This window comes from Rhizobium sp. 05L419, assembly GCF_056397845.1.
Genome location: NZ_JBFTOF010000012.1, coordinates 84,193 through 100,259, shown reverse-complemented (window position 1 = coordinate 100,259; position 16,067 = coordinate 84,193). Strand labels below are relative to the sequence as shown.

12 protein-coding genes and 1 tRNA gene are annotated in these 16,067 nt (G+C 59.4%); 4 read left to right on the top strand and 9 right to left on the bottom strand.

The genetic code is table 11. The features are described from left to right. Positions 1–14: 14 nt before the first annotated feature. A complete protein-coding gene (locus AC1DMK_RS16875) occupies positions 15–1,052 on the bottom strand; it encodes a class I SAM-dependent methyltransferase (protein ID WP_477860500.1) in 1,038 nt (345 codons plus the stop codon). Positions 1,053–1,283: 231 nt separating this feature from the next. Between AC1DMK_RS16875 and AC1DMK_RS16870 the strand changes: the two genes are divergently transcribed. Next, positions 1,284–3,230 carry a putative bifunctional diguanylate cyclase/phosphodiesterase gene (locus AC1DMK_RS16870; RefSeq protein ID WP_477860498.1) on the top strand — a complete coding sequence of 649 codons (1,947 nt, stop codon included), beginning with the start codon at positions 1,284–1,286 and terminating at the stop codon, positions 3,228–3,230. 133 nt (positions 3,231–3,363) lie between these two features. Here the strand turns inward: AC1DMK_RS16870 and AC1DMK_RS16865 are convergent. From AC1DMK_RS16865 to AC1DMK_RS16835, 7 genes are all read right to left on the bottom strand, one after another. Then, positions 3,364–3,439, bottom strand: a tRNA-Ile gene (locus AC1DMK_RS16865). Between the two features lie 501 nt (positions 3,440–3,940). Further along, entirely contained in the window at positions 3,941–4,279 is a 339-nt protein-coding gene (locus AC1DMK_RS16860; RefSeq protein ID WP_477860497.1) for a DUF2147 domain-containing protein, read from the bottom strand. Positions 4,280–4,523: 244 nt separating this feature from the next. Beyond that, positions 4,524–6,527: an aldo/keto reductase gene (locus tag AC1DMK_RS16855; RefSeq protein ID WP_477860495.1), complete on the bottom strand. Its 2,004-nt coding sequence runs from the start codon at positions 6,525–6,527 to the stop codon at positions 4,524–4,526. Positions 6,528–6,570: 43 nt separating this feature from the next. Beyond that, a complete protein-coding gene (locus tag AC1DMK_RS16850) occupies positions 6,571–7,656 on the bottom strand; it encodes an ABC transporter ATP-binding protein (RefSeq protein WP_477860493.1) in 1,086 nt (361 codons plus the stop codon). 14 nt (positions 7,657–7,670) lie between these two features. Beyond that, positions 7,671–8,507 (bottom strand): carbohydrate ABC transporter permease, encoded by an 837-nt coding sequence (locus AC1DMK_RS16845; RefSeq protein ID WP_477860491.1) that lies wholly within the window; start codon positions 8,505–8,507, stop codon positions 7,671–7,673. Continuing rightward, positions 8,504–9,364: a carbohydrate ABC transporter permease gene (locus tag AC1DMK_RS16840; RefSeq protein WP_477860489.1), complete on the bottom strand. Its 861-nt coding sequence runs from the start codon at positions 9,362–9,364 to the stop codon at positions 8,504–8,506. Before AC1DMK_RS16840 ends, AC1DMK_RS16845 begins: the two co-directional genes overlap by 4 nt. Before the next feature lie 68 nt (positions 9,365–9,432). After that, on the bottom strand, positions 9,433–10,707 hold the full coding sequence (locus AC1DMK_RS16835; RefSeq protein ID WP_477860487.1) for an ABC transporter substrate-binding protein: 1,275 nt from the start codon (positions 10,705–10,707) through the stop codon (positions 9,433–9,435). 86 nt (positions 10,708–10,793) lie between these two features. Here AC1DMK_RS16835 and AC1DMK_RS16830 point away from each other — a divergent pair, with 86 nt between their 5' ends. After that, complete coding sequence (locus tag AC1DMK_RS16830) at positions 10,794–11,708, top strand: helix-turn-helix domain-containing protein (protein WP_477860485.1); 915 nt, start codon at positions 10,794–10,796, stop codon at positions 11,706–11,708. A 12-nt stretch (positions 11,709–11,720) separates the two neighbouring features. On the opposite strand, the gene AC1DMK_RS16825 is transcribed toward AC1DMK_RS16830, so the two are convergent. Then, positions 11,721–12,620: a LysR family transcriptional regulator gene (locus tag AC1DMK_RS16825; protein ID WP_037058201.1), complete on the bottom strand. Its 900-nt coding sequence runs from the start codon at positions 12,618–12,620 to the stop codon at positions 11,721–11,723. Positions 12,621–12,698: 78 nt separating this feature from the next. Between AC1DMK_RS16825 and AC1DMK_RS16820 the strand changes: the two genes are divergently transcribed. Continuing rightward, entirely contained in the window at positions 12,699–14,576 is a 1,878-nt protein-coding gene (locus AC1DMK_RS16820) for an IlvD/Edd family dehydratase (protein ID WP_477860483.1), read from the top strand. A 239-nt stretch (positions 14,577–14,815) separates the two neighbouring features. Then, on the top strand, positions 14,816–15,976 hold the full coding sequence (locus AC1DMK_RS16815) for a fumarylacetoacetate hydrolase family protein (protein ID WP_477860481.1): 1,161 nt from the start codon (positions 14,816–14,818) through the stop codon (positions 15,974–15,976). Positions 15,977–16,067 lie beyond the last annotated feature (91 nt).

Here is a 16,067-nt window from a genome sequence, read left to right as displayed (position 1 = left end):
ATAGCGAGGAAGGACTATGCCAGTTTTTCGATTTCGCAGTAGACGATGCTGCGGTTTCCGCCGGACCATACTGAAACCTTCCCATTCGCGCCGGACAGACTTTCATTCGCAATCATCCGCATGTCACGTTCCGAACGGAGCAGCAGCGCCCAATTCATGAACGTCTCCATGTAGCCATCGACGTCGGTCTCCGGTGAGAAGTTGGCAAACAGAAACGACCCGCCAGGCTTCAGGATGCTTAGGCATTTTCTGGTCAACTTCACTGCGACGGCGTCGGGCAGGTAGTCGTACAGGCCTGCCGCATAGGCAAAGTCGAATGTCCCCAAGGAGTGCCTTCCTCCGAGCAGCGATCTGACTGACCCGTTTATTGCCTCGACCGGAGTGCCCCCGAAATCGCGAGCAACAGTTCCAACGCTCATCGGGTCCTGGTCAAAAGCCACCCACCGCTTGATGGCGTCAGCCGCTAAAGCGTCCGACAGCGTCCCCTCACGAAGATGGCCCGATGCGATGGCAAGCACATCGATCGGTCCAGGTCGTTTCGAAGCGACTTCGTCGACGCGTCGCGCGAGGATATCTCGACGTTCCCTTACCGCGACGGACGACGACGCGTTTTTGGTATAGTCATAGATCGCCTTTCCCAAATCGCTCGAGGCTTTTACGGCGCCCTCGATCTCAGGCCTTTCATAGATGAAATCCAGAAGATGGGCATCGCCAGAATAACCGCGTGGCTTTTCGAACGACCAGCGGGTCAACGGGTCTTGATGTAGAAAGTGTGCAACCGGGTGGGCTTGCGCAATCGGCACTATGACGTCCCACACTTCCAGATGAAAGCGACGACGTATCTGATGTAAAGCTTGGGTGAGACGCTCGACTATCGCGTGGGCGACGACGCCGGATCTGAACTGACTGAGTGACACGTCAAGCGCGATGGCGAGTTCGGCTTTGGCAAGAACAAGGTGACCGGGATCTGGCGCAGCGGCCCTCCGCGCTGTCTGACGGATTTCGCCAGGTACAACAAGACTTTCACCATCCAATACAAGGCTTTGTGCCATTTCGAGACCCCTTTGTCATAGCGTTAAGCATAATCAACCTCGAAATTGGATGCGACTAGAATCTGCACGGAATAGGGGTAATTTTGCTGTTGTGTAAGAGATTCTGTCGCTCTAAGGATGCAACGGAATAGGACGAACCGGTCGCGGGTTGCTAGAAGTAACTTTTGGAGGGCGCCGAAGCATGACTTACCTTTTACTATGTTCAGATCGCTATTATTGGGGTTCTGTTGTATGAATATGGCATATGCTGATGTGCCTTTAGGCGACCCCGCCGCTCTCTTTTCATTTGCCGAGGCCCGCAAGTCTCTGGAAACTGAAAATGATGTTATTCGGAGGCGAAGCTCGCGACGCGGCCTCTGGATCGCGGTGGCAGTTTACCTGACATTCGCGGTGCCCGATCAGTGGCTTATTCCCGACGTTGCTCCCGTGACGATCGCCGCGCGATTCGTCGTTGCGGCGATAGCACTCCTGGCATTCGAGGCCCTACGACTTGCAAAGGCGACGACTGTTTGGTTGGACATCACCTGTGCCTCGGCCCTGGTAGTTGGATACATCGGCTGGCTATGCCCCGCGATCGCTACCCACGACGCGACCGCCATGTCGTACTACATGATATTTGGCGCGATCTTCATGATGGGCGCCAATCTCTTTTTCAGCTTCCCCTTTCGACTGTCGGTGATCACCTCCGGCCTCGTGCTATGCGCGTTTTTCGTGACGATCGGAGTGTTCTTTGCTTCAAGCCCTGCCTACAAGCTCGCATTTGGGCTGTTCTATGTTTCGTGCTTTGTCTTTACGTCTTTCGTAAATTGGCGATTGAACTTGGAGCGCCGCAACGTCTTGCTCAATGCGGCGGAAGCTCGCCATCAGCATTGGGAAGCGTCGGAACGAGGCAGGTCGTTGCTGGAGCTTTCACACACCGACTACCTGACGGGGATCAAGAATAGACGCGCGCTAGATCGGCGCCTCGACGAGTGCTGGGGCGCCTGGAAAAACGAGCGTCGCGACTTTTCCGTGTTTCTAATCGACGTCGACTTCTTCAAGCGCTTCAACGATCGCTATGGGCACCAGGAAGGCGACCGATGCCTGACAGTTATCGCCAAGGCGCTGAAGGGCGTTGTGGAGCCGTCCGACGGCATGATCGGCAGGTATGGTGGAGAGGAATTCATCGTGGTCATGCCGGCCGCGTCTCCCAAGATCGCGTTGAGCCTAGCAGAGAGGATCAGAACGGAGGTTGAGTTTCTCGCGATTGCGCACGACGAGCGGCCGGATGACAAGTCGATCGTAACGGTCAGCGTTGGTGTCGCCTTCACACGCGAACAGGCAGGAGAGAAAGTCGAACGGATCGTTCGCGAGGCCGATCTCGCGCTCTACAATGCGAAAGCGAGCGGCCGTAACTGCGTTCGGACCTTCGATCCACTGTTGCCGCGCCCGGATGACAACGCTGGAAAACTCGTTCCGCTTCTGGCAGCCGCCATCGACCGGAAACTGGTATCGCTCGTTTATCAGCCGATATTCGACGTGACAAACGACAAGGCAAGAGCTGTCGAGGCTCTCATGCGCCTTAGGCTGCCGGACGGCACCGCGGTGTCGCCGAAAATCTTCATTCCGGTCGCAGAACGAACCGGCGCTATCCTCGAACTGGGAAGATGGGCGATCGAGACGGCGTGCCGCGACATCTTGATGAGCGACCGTATGGCGACGGTCAGCGTCAATGTATCTCCCATACAGTTGCGATCTCCCGGTTTCGCTGCCAGCGTTGCAGATATCCTCGCAGGATGTGGCGTCTCTGGATCCCGTCTGGCGTTGGAAGTGACCGAGGGCCTGGATATGGACATGCAGTCGGATGTGCTCAAATGCATCGCCGATCTACGAGCTCTCGGCGTCGAGATCTGGTTGGATGATTTCGGCTCCGGCTTCGCAGGACTGTCCTGGTTGCGAGCAATCGAGTTCCACACTGTGAAGGTAGATCGCATGTTTCTGCACGATTGCTCTAATCCACGCGGATTGGCAATGTTCCAGGACATGATCGCTCTCATCCGTAATCGGGGAAATACGATCCTGGTAGAAGGCGTGGAGACTGCGGCGCAGTTGTCGCTTCTCAAGAATCTCCGCATCGACCGCGTGCAAGGCTTTCATCTGGGGATGCCGGTCAGCGCAGAACTTTTGAACGCGGCGTAACTCTGGTTACGGCGGCGGCCTGACGGGATTGGCGTGGCTCGTACAAGGCAAAAGTAGAGCTGCCGAACTGTTTGTTCCTGCTTTCCGAACCGCGTCCGCAGTGAAGCATGTATAGGAGACTGGAAATATACCGTGGTGGGCCCGGCGGGACTCGAACCTGCAACCAGTCGGTTATGAGCCGACGGCTCTCACCATTGAGCTACAGGCACGCGCTAACTGAACATGGGTTTTGTTGGGTTTCACCAAGGCGTCTCCAAATCACGGCAAATGAAGAATAGGCGCCCGTTCGGCCTTGGTCGGCGCGGCAGCGATGGGAGCCACAGGATGGCTGGGCGACTGCCGCCTCATGTTGATGGTCGGCGGAATAGGGATCTGCTCGACCCTTGCACTTGCCGTCGTCTTCCAGAGTGGCGATGCGAACTATCTGTATGCCATTGATATTGTTTCGCATCTCGGGATGCGAATCGCTCGCAAGTGCAAACCTTCACGGGCGTGCCAGCCCGCGCGATTTGGTACAGGGCCTCCATGGTACAGTCGGGGACGAAGAGATGGTGGTCTTGGATGTTCGGTATCATCAGTGCAGCCGGACAGCTTGAAGCTCCCATCTGCGACTTAGCAAGCGGAGCAACGGATGCCTTGAAGAGCTTCAAGTCAATGAAAGTGGAAGCCAAACTGGCCTCAGGCGCCGTCGAACGCTTTGCTTTCCCCGACTATAATCGCTTCCAAATCAGCGAAACACAGAATACCTTCATCGTGCAACCCTTCATCCGCACGGTGTTTCCTGAGACTGTCAGGACGCCATCGAACGTTTTTTTGCTCTCGGGCTCTACGATGGTACCGGTAAAACTGCCGTTCCTTCGCTGGAACGAGCCGATCTGTTGGCCTGCGTGATCACCAGTTTTCATCGTTATGCAGTAGCTTTGGCCGCACTGATCGATCACTGCGGTGGTTCCCACCTGCGTCTTCCAGGTGCCGATGACGGGCTCTTGAGCCCAGGCAATAGCGGTGCTTAGCGCCAGAAGCGCTGCCATGGGTATCAGTCGTTGCATGGTTCGCTTCCCCTCGTTGTTGAGGTTCGGGGCGAAGGTCGCCGGTACGACCTGAAGCCAGCAACCATACCCCTCAAACGCGCTCCGATCCAGAGCACGTCTCCCTCGCCGGCTCTCCGGCGAGGGAGTGGACAGCGCAGCGGCGCAGCCCGAGGTGGACCGGCTATGCGCGAAACGGGCAAACCGGCACCCGTTCTCAACGAATTCCAGTTCGCCCGCTTCGCGTCTCAACCCGTGATCGGCGTTATGCTTCCAGCCATTTCACCTGTTCTGGTGTCAGCTTGATGTCGAGTGCCGAGAGGCTGTCTTCGAGCTCGGCAATGGTGCGTGGTCCGATCAGCGGAATAACCGGGAACGGCTGGGCGATGACATAGGCGAGCGCGATATGTATCGGGCTGCGTCCAAGCCTGTCGGCCAGTTCGATCGCCCGGTCACGACGTTCGAAGTTGCGGTCGGAATACCAGCAACGCACGATCTCCTCGTCATCGAGCTTGTCGCGGCCAGCGCGGTCGGTGAAGAAGCCACGGCCCTGGCTCGACCAGGCGAAGTTTGGCACCTGCCTGGCGTTCAGCCACGTCTTCCACTCGTCGTCGGAAGAGGTCACACATCCTGCCCAGATCGGATCCAGCATCTCGGCCAGCGAGAAGTTGTTGGAAAGAGCCGCAGGTGCGACCTTGCCGTTCTTCGTCGCATAGGCTGCTGCCTCATCCATCCGCTCGCGTGTCCAGTTCGAGCCACCGAAGATGCCACGAATGCGGCCGCGCTTCACTTCCGCATCCATGGCGTCGACGAATTCGCCGACCGGTATGTCGGTGTTGTCCCGGTGCATGAAGTAGATATCGACGTAGTCGGTCTTCAGCCGGTTCAGCGACTGGTCGAGCTGCTTGGCGATCACATCAGGATAGCAGAGCGGTGAATGCGCACCCTTGCCGATCAGCACGATGTCTTCGCGCGACACGTTGCGGCTCGTATGCCAATCGCCGAAAATGCTCTCAGTCTTGCCGCCTCCATAGACGAAGCCGGTGTCGAAGACGTTACCGCCGGCTTCATAGAAGGCATCAAGGGTCAGCGATGCCGCCGCGAAGTTCGGGAAGAATTCGAAGCCGAGGGTGACGACCGAGGCCGGCTTGGCAATGCCGGGGATCTGGCGCTTCGGAATGCTGTCGCCGCGACGCACAGTGCCGCCGGCGAGATTGGTCGTGCGCTTTCCAGCCTTCTCGACACTGTATTCCAGGCCGATCGAGGCGCGCCACTGATCGAGCACGCGCAGATTGCCGAGGGAATCGACCCAGCTCATACCGGGCGAAGCGAATTCCTTCTCGCCGGCACGGATGGCATCGCCCGCTGCATCGACCTCGAAGGAATAGAGCCAACGCTCCTCCTTGACCTCGATCGTCTGCTGCTCGTTGCCCTTGAAGATTTCTATCTTGCCGACGCCGCCCTTGTGGCCGGAGGCAAACCAGAAATCCTTGACCTCGATGCGTCCGTCGGATCCGATGATCCGCAGCGTGTTGTCCTGATTTGCCATGATCGAGCACGACACTTCGGCAATGACGCCGTTCGGGAACTTCAGGACGGCCGAGGCCCATTCGTCAACGCCGGACTGACCTAGGTGGGCGACGCCCGCCACCTTTTCCGGCTCCAGGAACGGCTTGCCTTCGGTAGCACCGGCAATCAGCCGCGCCATCGAGACCGGGTAGCCGCCGACATCGAGAATACCGCCGCCCGCGGCATCGTTGGCGAAGAGACGATGCTCCGGCTTGAAGCCACCCATGTTGAAGCCGAAGCTGGAGCGGATGATGCGCACCGTTCCGATGACGCCGCTCTTCACCAGCTCGACGATCTTGGCCGTCTGCGGATGAACGCGGTACATGAAGGCTTCGCCGGCAAAGACGCCGGCCTTCTTGGCTTCGTGATAAATGACGTCGGCGTCATAGGCAGAGAGCGCGATCGGCTTCTCGACGAGCACGTGCTTGCCGGCGCGGATTGCCTTGATTGCCCATTCGGCGTGGCCGGTATGCGGCGTGGAGATATAGACGGCGTCGATTTCGCTGTCCTTCAGGAGCGCTTCGTAACCGTTGACGATGCGGGCGCCGGGGAAATTGTCGCCAAGGCCGGGCTTGTCGGGATTGCGCGTCGCGATGGCCGCGAGCTTGCCGGTGCGCGAATGGGCGATGCCGTCCGCAAAGGTGCGCGCGATGGTGCCTGGACCGATGATACCCCAGCGAATCGGTTGATCTGAGCTCATGGAAATTCCTCTTTCAGTGCTTGGTCTTGGGATGGATATGCAATCAGCGCAGCCGCTTGCCGGCGCTGTCGAACAGGAAGGTGCGTTTGGCCGAAAGGCCGACGGTCAGTCGGTCGCGGTTGCCCACTGTGCGCGACTCCGGCCGCTCGATGATCAACTGCTCACCGCCTGCCGTGGTGGCATAAATGTAGCTGGTGTTTCCGAGATGCTCCGCGACATCGATGCTGACTGTTAGGTCCGCATCTCCCTTGCCGGCGTCGGCGAAATGCTCCGGCCGTATGCCCAGCGTCACCGGCATGCCGGTTGCGACGGGGCTTGCAACCGGCATGGCAAGGCGAACGCTTTGGTCGTCGACAAGAGCGACAGTCGCGGTGGTCACGTTCGTCTCGATCACCTGGGCCTTGAGGAAATTCATCTTCGGAGACCCGACGAAACCCGCGACGAACTGATTGGCGGGGTTGTCATAAAGATCGAGCGGAGCACCGATCTGCTCTATGTTGCCGGCCCGCAGCACCACGATCTTGTCGGCAAGCGTCATGGCCTCGGTCTGGTCATGGGTGACGTAGATCATCGTCGTGCCCAGCTGTTTGTGCAGGCGGGAGATTTCGACGCGCATCTGGACGCGCAATTCGGCGTCGAGGTTGGAGAGCGGTTCGTCAAACAGGAATACCTGCGGTTCGCGCACGATGGCGCGGCCGATGGCGACGCGCTGGCGTTGGCCGCCGGACAGCTGCTTCGGCCGCCGATGCATCAGTTCGTTGATCTGCAGGATGTTGGCGGCATGCTTGACGCGCTTTTCGGTATCCTCTTTCGGATTGCCGTTCATGCGAAGGCCGAAGCTGAGGTTCTGCTCGACCGTCATGTGCGGGTAAAGCGCGTAGGATTGGAAGACCATGGCGATGCCGCGATCGGCGGGCTCGACATCGTTGACCACCTTGCCGCCGATATTGATCTCGCCGCCCGAGGTCTCCTCCAGTCCGGCGATCATGCGCAGCAGCGTAGACTTGCCGCAACCGGACGGGCCGACGAAAACGACGAATTCCCCGTCCTTTACCTCGAGGTTTGCGCCATGAATGATTTCCAGTGCGCCGAAGCGCTTGACGACGTTTTTCAGTGAAAGCTCAGACATCAGGTGTTTCCCGACTATTTGACTGCGCCGGCTGAAATGCCGGCTATGAAGTGACGCTGCAGGAACACGAAGACGACCAGGATCGGAGCCGTGAGGAGCAAGGCCCCTGCCATGATGCCGCCCCAGGAAACCTTGGTGAGGCCGAGCAGGGTTCCGAGCGCCACCGGTGCCGTCATCATTCCAGGCTTGGAGTTGATGAGCAGCGGCCAGAGATAGTTGTTCCAGGAGGCCAGGAAGAGGATGATCGCGAGGGCTGCCATCGTCGGCCTCGCCAGCGGCAGGGCAATGCGCAGGAAGATCTGCCACTCCTTGACGCCCTCGACGCGGGCCGCATCGAAAAGCTCGCCCGGCATCATCGAGAAGGCCTGGCGCATGAAAAGCACGCCGAGCGAATTGAAAAGCGGCGGCACGATCAGGGCTATCCAGGTGTTGGCGAGCTTGAACTCTCGGGCGACCATGATGAACTGCGGAATGACGACGACGGCAAACGGCAGCGTGATCGTACCGAGGATGATCGCGATGACGATCGACCGGCCGACGAAGCGATAGCGCGCCAGCGCCCAGCCTGCCATCGACGTCAGCAGGACCGAACAGAACGTGTAGATCGCGGCGACGCCGATCGAGATGATCATGGCGCCTACGAAATCGGTGTCCGCCTGAAGGTTCCTGAAGTTTTCGATCAGGTTGGTCGACGGCAAAAGCACGATGTCGGGGCTGAAGATGCCGTAGTCAGGCATTGTCGCAAACACGAACATCATCCAGATCGGAAAGAGCCAGATAATCGCAAGCGGCGTCAGCGCAGCATGCAGAGCGATTTTGCGGATCAGAAGGGATTGCGACTTGGACTTCATTTCTGTTCCCTCCCGACCCACAGATTGAGCAGCGAGATTGCGATTGCCAGAGCTGCCATCGTGTAGGCGACCGCCGAGGCGTAGCCGAAGTTCAGCGACAGGAAACCCTGGCGATAAAGGAGAAGGCCGAGCGTTTCCGTGCCGCCGCCGGGACCGCCGCGATTGGTGATCAGGAAGGGCTCGGTGAAGAGCTGCATCGTGCCGATGACAGACAGGATTACGCAGAACAGAATGATCGGCTTCAACAGCGGCAGCGTGATGTGAATGAACTGTTTCGCCTTCGACACCTTGTCGAGGGTCGCGGCTTCGTAGACATCTTCCGGAATGGACTGCAGCCCTGCCAGAATGATGATGGCGTTGTAACCGGCCCAGCGCCAGGTCACCGCGAGAATGATGAGCGCCATGGCCGCATGGCTTTCGGCAAACCACGACACAGGCGCGATCCCGACCGTACCAATCAGCTTGTTGATGATGCCGAAGTCCATATTGAACATCAGGCGGAAGACAGCCGCATAGGCGACTTCACCGACCACGACCGGCGCAAAGAATGCGAAGCGGAAGATGGCGCGTGCCTTGAGCAGCGGCGAATTGAGCAGGACCGCCATGACTGTCGCGAGCGCAATCATCACCGGGACCTGGATCAACAGGATGATCAGCGTGTTGTAGAGCGCGTTGTAGAACGCCGGGTCGCCGAACAGGCGTCCCCAGTTGGCCTGAACGCTGAATTTCCACGGATTGACGCGGGTGTTCTGGAACGAGATCAGGAACGAATTGATGATCGGCCATACCCAGAAGGTGGCGAAAACCAATAGATAAGGGGCAAGGAACGCGTAGGCGCTCCGGTTTCTGAGCGGCATGAGGCCTCCTCCTTACGAACGCACTGGGGGTGAAGGCCGGGCGCGCATTGCGCGCCCGGCACCATCACTCACTGTGCGATCGGGAGACCCGTTGCCGAGGCGACCTGCTTGGCGGCGTCGTCAAGCGCTGCCTTCGCGTCAGGATATCCGCCGGCGAGATACTTCGTCTGCGTCGCTTTGTAGATGGCGTCCGCATCCGTCTGGAAGGCCGTACCGCGGCTGGGGACGATCTTCGGCAGGGTCGAAAGGATATCGGCCCAGAGCTTTTGGTCGCCCCAGAAGGACAGCGGCTCGTTGACGAACGGATCCTGCACAGCAGTCAGCAGCGAGGGAACGAGACCGAAGGATTTCAGCATAGTGACCTGGCCCTCGTTGGTGCCGAGCGCATAGTTCACGTAGGTCCAGGCGGCTTCCTTGTTCGGCGAGTTGGCGGCGATCGCGAGCGACGATCCGCCAAGGTTGGCCGCATGCGGGCCGTCCGCCGTGAGGCTCGGCATCATGTAGACGCCCCACTTGCCCTTCTCGTCCGGAGAGGTCGAGCGCACCGTGCCTTCGTACCAGCCGCCGTAGATCTGCGTTGCCACCTTGCCGGCGGTATTCGCCTGGATCTTCTCGTCCCAGTTGGCAGCGGTCAGCGTGCCGGCATCCTTCATCTGCTTCACTTTTTCAAGTGTCGCAACGCAGGCGGGCTGGTTGATCGTAATGTTCTGGCCATCTGCAGAGAAGTAGCCGCAGCCCTGCTCGTTTGCGATCATTCGGAACCATTCGCTGTCGCCGTTCAAATCGGCCTGCGACATCACCACGCCAGGATTGGCTGCGGAAATCTTCTTGCCGGCCGCGATGAAATCATCCCAGGTCTTGATGGTCGCCGGATCGACGCCAGCCTTCTCATAGAAATCGCGACGATAGAATGCTGCGACAGGACCAGAATCCCAAGGCATGGCGTAGGCGACGTCGCCAACTTCAAGCTCCGTGCGCTTGAACTCGGGGAATTTTGCCTGGATGTCGGCGGTGTAACCGAGGTCCTTCAGGTTGGCGAAGCAATCGGGGAACCGGCTCCAGAAGATCTCTGCTTCGAAATTCTCGACACTGACGATATCGGGCAGACCTTCGCCGCCGGCAGCGCAGGCGGCGAGCATTTTGTCGAAGACCTGTTGGTTTCCAAGGTCCTCCACCGTGACCTTGATGTCAGGATGCTGCTTGTTGAAGCCTTCGAGCGTGGACTTCAGCGCCGATGCGGCGACGTTCCAGCTCCAGATGGTGAGATTGGCAGGTTCCGCGTATGCAGAGCCAGATGCGAGCAGCGCGACCGCAGCGGTCACACCGATAAGTTTGAAGCGCATTGAAAATCCTCCCTTTTCAATTGCCGTCCCTTAGCGAACGAGGCTAGACTATCTGGAAGGGAGCCGCTGTCTCCTAAAAAGGGAACATGGATTTGGCGGAAAGTAAGATCGAACGAAGAGCTGTCTATCAGCCGGGAGCGAGCAGCATCGAAGGGCTGCCGACCGCACTCCAGATGTTTCACAATCACCCGTCCGTGATGCTGATGCCGCATTGGCATGTGCAGGTCGAGGTCAACTACATCATGCGCGGCAGCGTGCATTACCGGATGAACGGTCACGACATCAGCATGACTGCCGGAGACATGTGCCTCTTCTGGGGCGGACAACCACACCAGATGGACGAGTGCAGCGATGACGCGATCTATGCCGGGGGACATCTGCCGCTGGTCTATTTCTTCCGTATGCGTCTGCCGATCAATATTTCCAGCAGGCTCATGAAGGGCGAGATCCTATTCACATCGACGACCGACGCGGCGGACGCCGAGAACTTCCAGCGCTGGGTGCGCTACGCGAAATCAGGCGATCCGGCAAAGGCAGAACATGCCGTCGAAGAGATGCTGCTCCGGATAGAACGAATAGCACTTGAACCTTTTTCGATGCTTGCATCGAACGGGCTGTCCGATACGGACGACATCGAGCAGGCTTATCCGCAGTCGTCGCGCAGCGTCGCGCGCATGTGCGACTTCGTCGCCGCCAACTTCCTGCAGGAAATCGATTCGGTGGACATTGCCCGCGCCGCGGATCTTCATCCGAAATACGCGATGAACGTCTTCAAGAAGACGACAGGGATGACGCTCAGCAAATACGTCAACCTGCTGCGGCTTTCGCGCGCCCAGGCGATGCTGATGAAGGACGGCGCCAACGTCCTGCAGGTTGCGATGGACAGCGGTTTCGGCTCGATCAGCGCCTTCAACAAGTCCTTCCGCCATATTGCCGGCATGTCGCCATCGGATTTTCGTCGGGATGTGCGCCTGGTGACGCTGCACACGCCGGTGCCCTGAGGCTCTTTCGTCTCAAGCCGATTCGAACAGCTTGTAGAGCAGTTCGGCAGATGCCGACAGATCCCGGTCCTTGAGTTTCACGAGCCCGAAGTCGGGCACCGAGATATCGCCAGCAATGGATAGGATGCGCAGGAGACCGTGTTCTTCCATGAGCCTGGCAACAGGTTCTGCCAGGATGCCAAGGCGCTGGCTCTGCAGCATGAGAAGCATCGTCAGAAGCGCATCGGATGTGGAGACGACGCTTGACGGGACAATGCCATGGCGCCGTATGAAATCATCCACGACGTGGCGAAGAAACGAACCGTGCGGCTGCAGGACCCAGCTCTGCTGGCGCAGGTCATCTTCTGCAGCGACGGCTTTTTTTGCCAAGGGATGGTTCGCAGCGACGACGATCCTCAACGTTTCCTTCCCGAGGGGAATATGGTCGAACCAGAGTGGATTCATGCCGCTCGGAATGCGGCAAACCGCGAAGTCGAGGCGGCGGCTGAGGACGTCTTCCAAGAGCACGTCGCTGCTGCCCACGGTGATGCTGACGTCGATGGTCGGATGTGTCTCGAACAGCCGCTTGAGGGCCGGGGCGACATAGTCGGCTGCGGGCGTCATGATCGTGCCGAACGCGACGCTGCCCCCCTGCCCGGCCGCGGCTACCACCATCTCGTATTCCGCCCGCTGCGCCTCGGCCAGAAGCATCTTTGCGTGACGCACGATCACTTCACCCTGTGCAGTCGCGATCAATCCCCTGTTGTGCCGCTCGAAGAGCTGGTGCCCCGACATCTGTTCGAGCTCATTCAGCGTCCGCGACAGCGCCGGCTGGGAGACGCCAAACATTTCGGCCACGACGCCCAGTTTGCCATGCTCGCTCAGCGCCACCAGCATTCGCAAGTGCCGCAGCTTGAATCCGTCCAATCCCATGCACACCTCGCCTGATATAAGATATTTGCATACCAGAATACGAAAGACTGATTATACAATCCGGTATCGATCAGCTAAATGCATGACAACAACGGCGTCAACGCAAGGAAAATTACCGTGGTTGAGAAAACCCCTGTCCCGCACAGCCCAAACGCAATCCAGGAAAAGACCGAAGCGCCGCAGCTTCGCTCGAAAGCCTGGTTCGACAATCTTGCCAATCCGGACATGACCGCACTCTACCTTGAGCGCTACATGAACTTTGGTTTGAGCCAGGAGGAACTGCAGTCGGGACGGCCGATCATCGGTATCGCGCAGACCGGTTCGGATCTGTCGCCTTGCAACAGACATCACCTCGAACTGGCAAAGCGCGTGCGCGAAGGCATTCGTGACGCAGGCGGCATCGCCATCGAATTTCCGGTACACCCGATCCAGGAAACCGGCAAGCGCCCGACCGCCGGTCTGGATCGCAATCTGTCCTATCTCGGCCTCGTCGAGGTGCTCTACGGCTATCCGCTCGACGGCGTGGTCCTGACCATCGGCTGCGACAAGACGACACCGGCCTGTCTTATGGCCGCGGCAACGGTCAACATTCCTGCGATCGCCCTGTCGGTCGGTCCGATGTTGAACGGCTGGTTCCGCGGCGAGCGTACGGGCTCCGGCACGATCGTCTGGAAAGCCCGCGAAATGATGGCCCGCGGCGAGATCGACTATCAGGGCTTCGTCAAGCTTGTCGCATCGTCCGCACCGTCGACCGGCTATTGCAACACCATGGGCACGGCAACGACAATGAACTCGCTTGCCGAAGCCCTCGGAATGCAGCTGCCGGGCGCTGCCGCAATTCCGGCGCCCTATCGCGACCGGCAGGAAATATCTTACGAGACCGGTCTTCGCATCGTCGAGATGGTCCGCGAAGACCTGAAGCCATCGGACATTCTGACCAAGGACGCATTCATCAATGCCATCCGGGTCAACTCTGCGATCGGCGGCTCCACCAATGCCCCGATCCACCTCAATGCCCTTGCGCGCCACGTCGGCGTCGAACTGAGCGTCGATGACTGGCAGACCTACGGCGAGGAAATCCCGCTGCTCGTCAACCTGCAGCCGGCCGGTGAATATCTCGGCGAAGATTATTATCACGCCGGCGGCGTTCCAGCGGTCATGGGTGAACTGATCAAGCATGAACTGATCAACACCGGCGCGATGACGGTCAACGGCAAAACGATCGGGGAGAACTATACGTCAGCGGTCATCGAGGACGAAAAGGTCATTCGGCCGTTCGAACGTCCGTTGAAGGAGCGAGCAGGCTTCCGGGTGCTGAAGGGCAACCTATTCTCGTCGGCCATCATGAAGACGAGCGTGATCTCGCCGGAATTCCGCAACCGCTATCTGTCCAATCCCAACGATCCGGAAGCCTTCGTCGGTCGTGCCGTCGTGTTCGACGGTCCGGAGGACTATCACCATCGCATCGACGATCCGTCGCTTGCCATCGACGGCACGACCATCCTCTTCATGCGCGGTGCCGGCCCGATCGGTTATCCGGGCGCAGCGGAAGTCGTCAACATGCGCGCGCCTGACTATCTGCTGAAGCAGGGCATCTCCTCCCTGCCGTGTGTCGGCGATGGCCGTCAGTCCGGCACATCGGGTTCGCCCTCAATTCTCAACGCCTCGCCCGAAGCAGCTGCCGGCGGCGGCCTCGCCATCCTGAGGACGGGTGATCAGGTGCGCATCGATCTCAAGAAGGGGACGGCCGATATCCTGATCAGCGACGAGGAGATCGCATCGCGCCGGGCAGCACTCGATGCCGCCGGCGGCTATGCCTTCCCAGAGAGCCAGACACCGTGGCAGGAAATCCAGCGGAGCTATGTCGGCCAGATGGAGACCGGTGCGGTGCTGGAGCCCGCGGTCAAGTATCAGCGCATCGCTCAGACGAAGGGCATTCCGCGCGACAACCACTGATGCCAGGCGCACGCTGAACGGCGCGCCCGGGCATGGACCGGTGTGTCAATCCAATGTGGGCTCATGTCTGAAAAGGCATCGAGCCCACAATTTTATGCAGGCGGGCCTGTCGCTTTTTCCTTCCCTGACCTTGCCGGCGGGAAGCGAATGTGATCGATTTTCGCAGCCGCTGGGTTGGAGGGCGGCTCAATCCCTTTCATCGGAGAGCGCGTCCATCGCTCGCGTGACGGAATATGACGATGTCTGATACCCTTCTGGATGCCGCCGCTTCCGGCGGCTTGTTTCTCGGTCGTGCATGGAACCCCGCGACCAACGGTCCGAGCGTCGTCACCCTTCGCGACGGCCAGCTCATCGACATCACCTCCAAGAGCGCACCGACACTGAGCGCGCTTCTGGAGCAGCCGGATCCGACCGACTTCACCCGCGCGGCGACGGGGCAACGGCTTGGCACGCTTGCGGAGATCGTCGCAAACAGCACGGACAAGCCGGACCCGTCCCGCCCCTATATCCTCGCACCTGCTGACCTGCAGGTGATCAAGGCCTGTGGCGTTACCTTCGCCCAGTCGATGATCGAACGCGTGATCGAGGAAAAGGCGGCGGGCAATCCCGACCGCGCCGCATCGATCCGTGAACGCGTCAGCACGCTGATCGGCGGCAGCCTCAACAATTTGAAGGCCGGCTCCGCAGAGGCGGCCAAGGTCAAGCAGGCGCTGATCGAGGAAGGCATGTGGTCGCAGTATCTCGAGGTTGGCATCGGACCGGACGCCGAGGTCTTCACGAAGGCCCCGGTTCTGTCCTCCGTCGGCTGGGGGGCTGATGTCGGCCTGCATCCGATTTCGACCTGGAACAACCCGGAGCCGGAAATTGTACTTGCGGTCAACAGCCGCGGCGAGATCAAGGGGGCCACGCTCGGCAACGACGTCAACCTGCGTGACGTGGAGGGGCGTTCGGCGCTGTTGCTCGGCAAGGCGAAGGACAACAATGCCTCTTGCTCGATCGGCCCGTTCATACGCCTTTTCGACGCGACCTATGGCATTGACGACGTCCGCCAGGCGGAACTCGACCTCAAGGTTACAGGGGAAGACGGGTTCGTGCTTCACGGCAAGAGCTCGATGTCGAAGATCAGCCGCGATCCGACCGAACTCGTCAAGCAGACATGCGGCAGCCACCATCAATATCCGGATGGCTTCATGCTGTTCCTCGGCACGCTCTTTGCTCCGACACAGGACCGCGACGCGCCGAACCAGGGCTTCACCCACAAGATAGGCGACGTTGTCGAGATTTCGTCTGCCGGTCTGGGTTCGCTGGTCAATACGGTGCGCCTTTCCACCCAATGCCCGCCATGGACCTTTGGCATTTCGGAGTTGATGGCCAATCTCGCGAGACGGGGCCTGCTCTAACTCGGGTTTCCGGGTCTGGCCTGGCCGCGAAGCCAAAAAAATACGCGCCGTCTGCGCCTGATCCCTGTCTGTTGCGCAGTTCCTCACATAT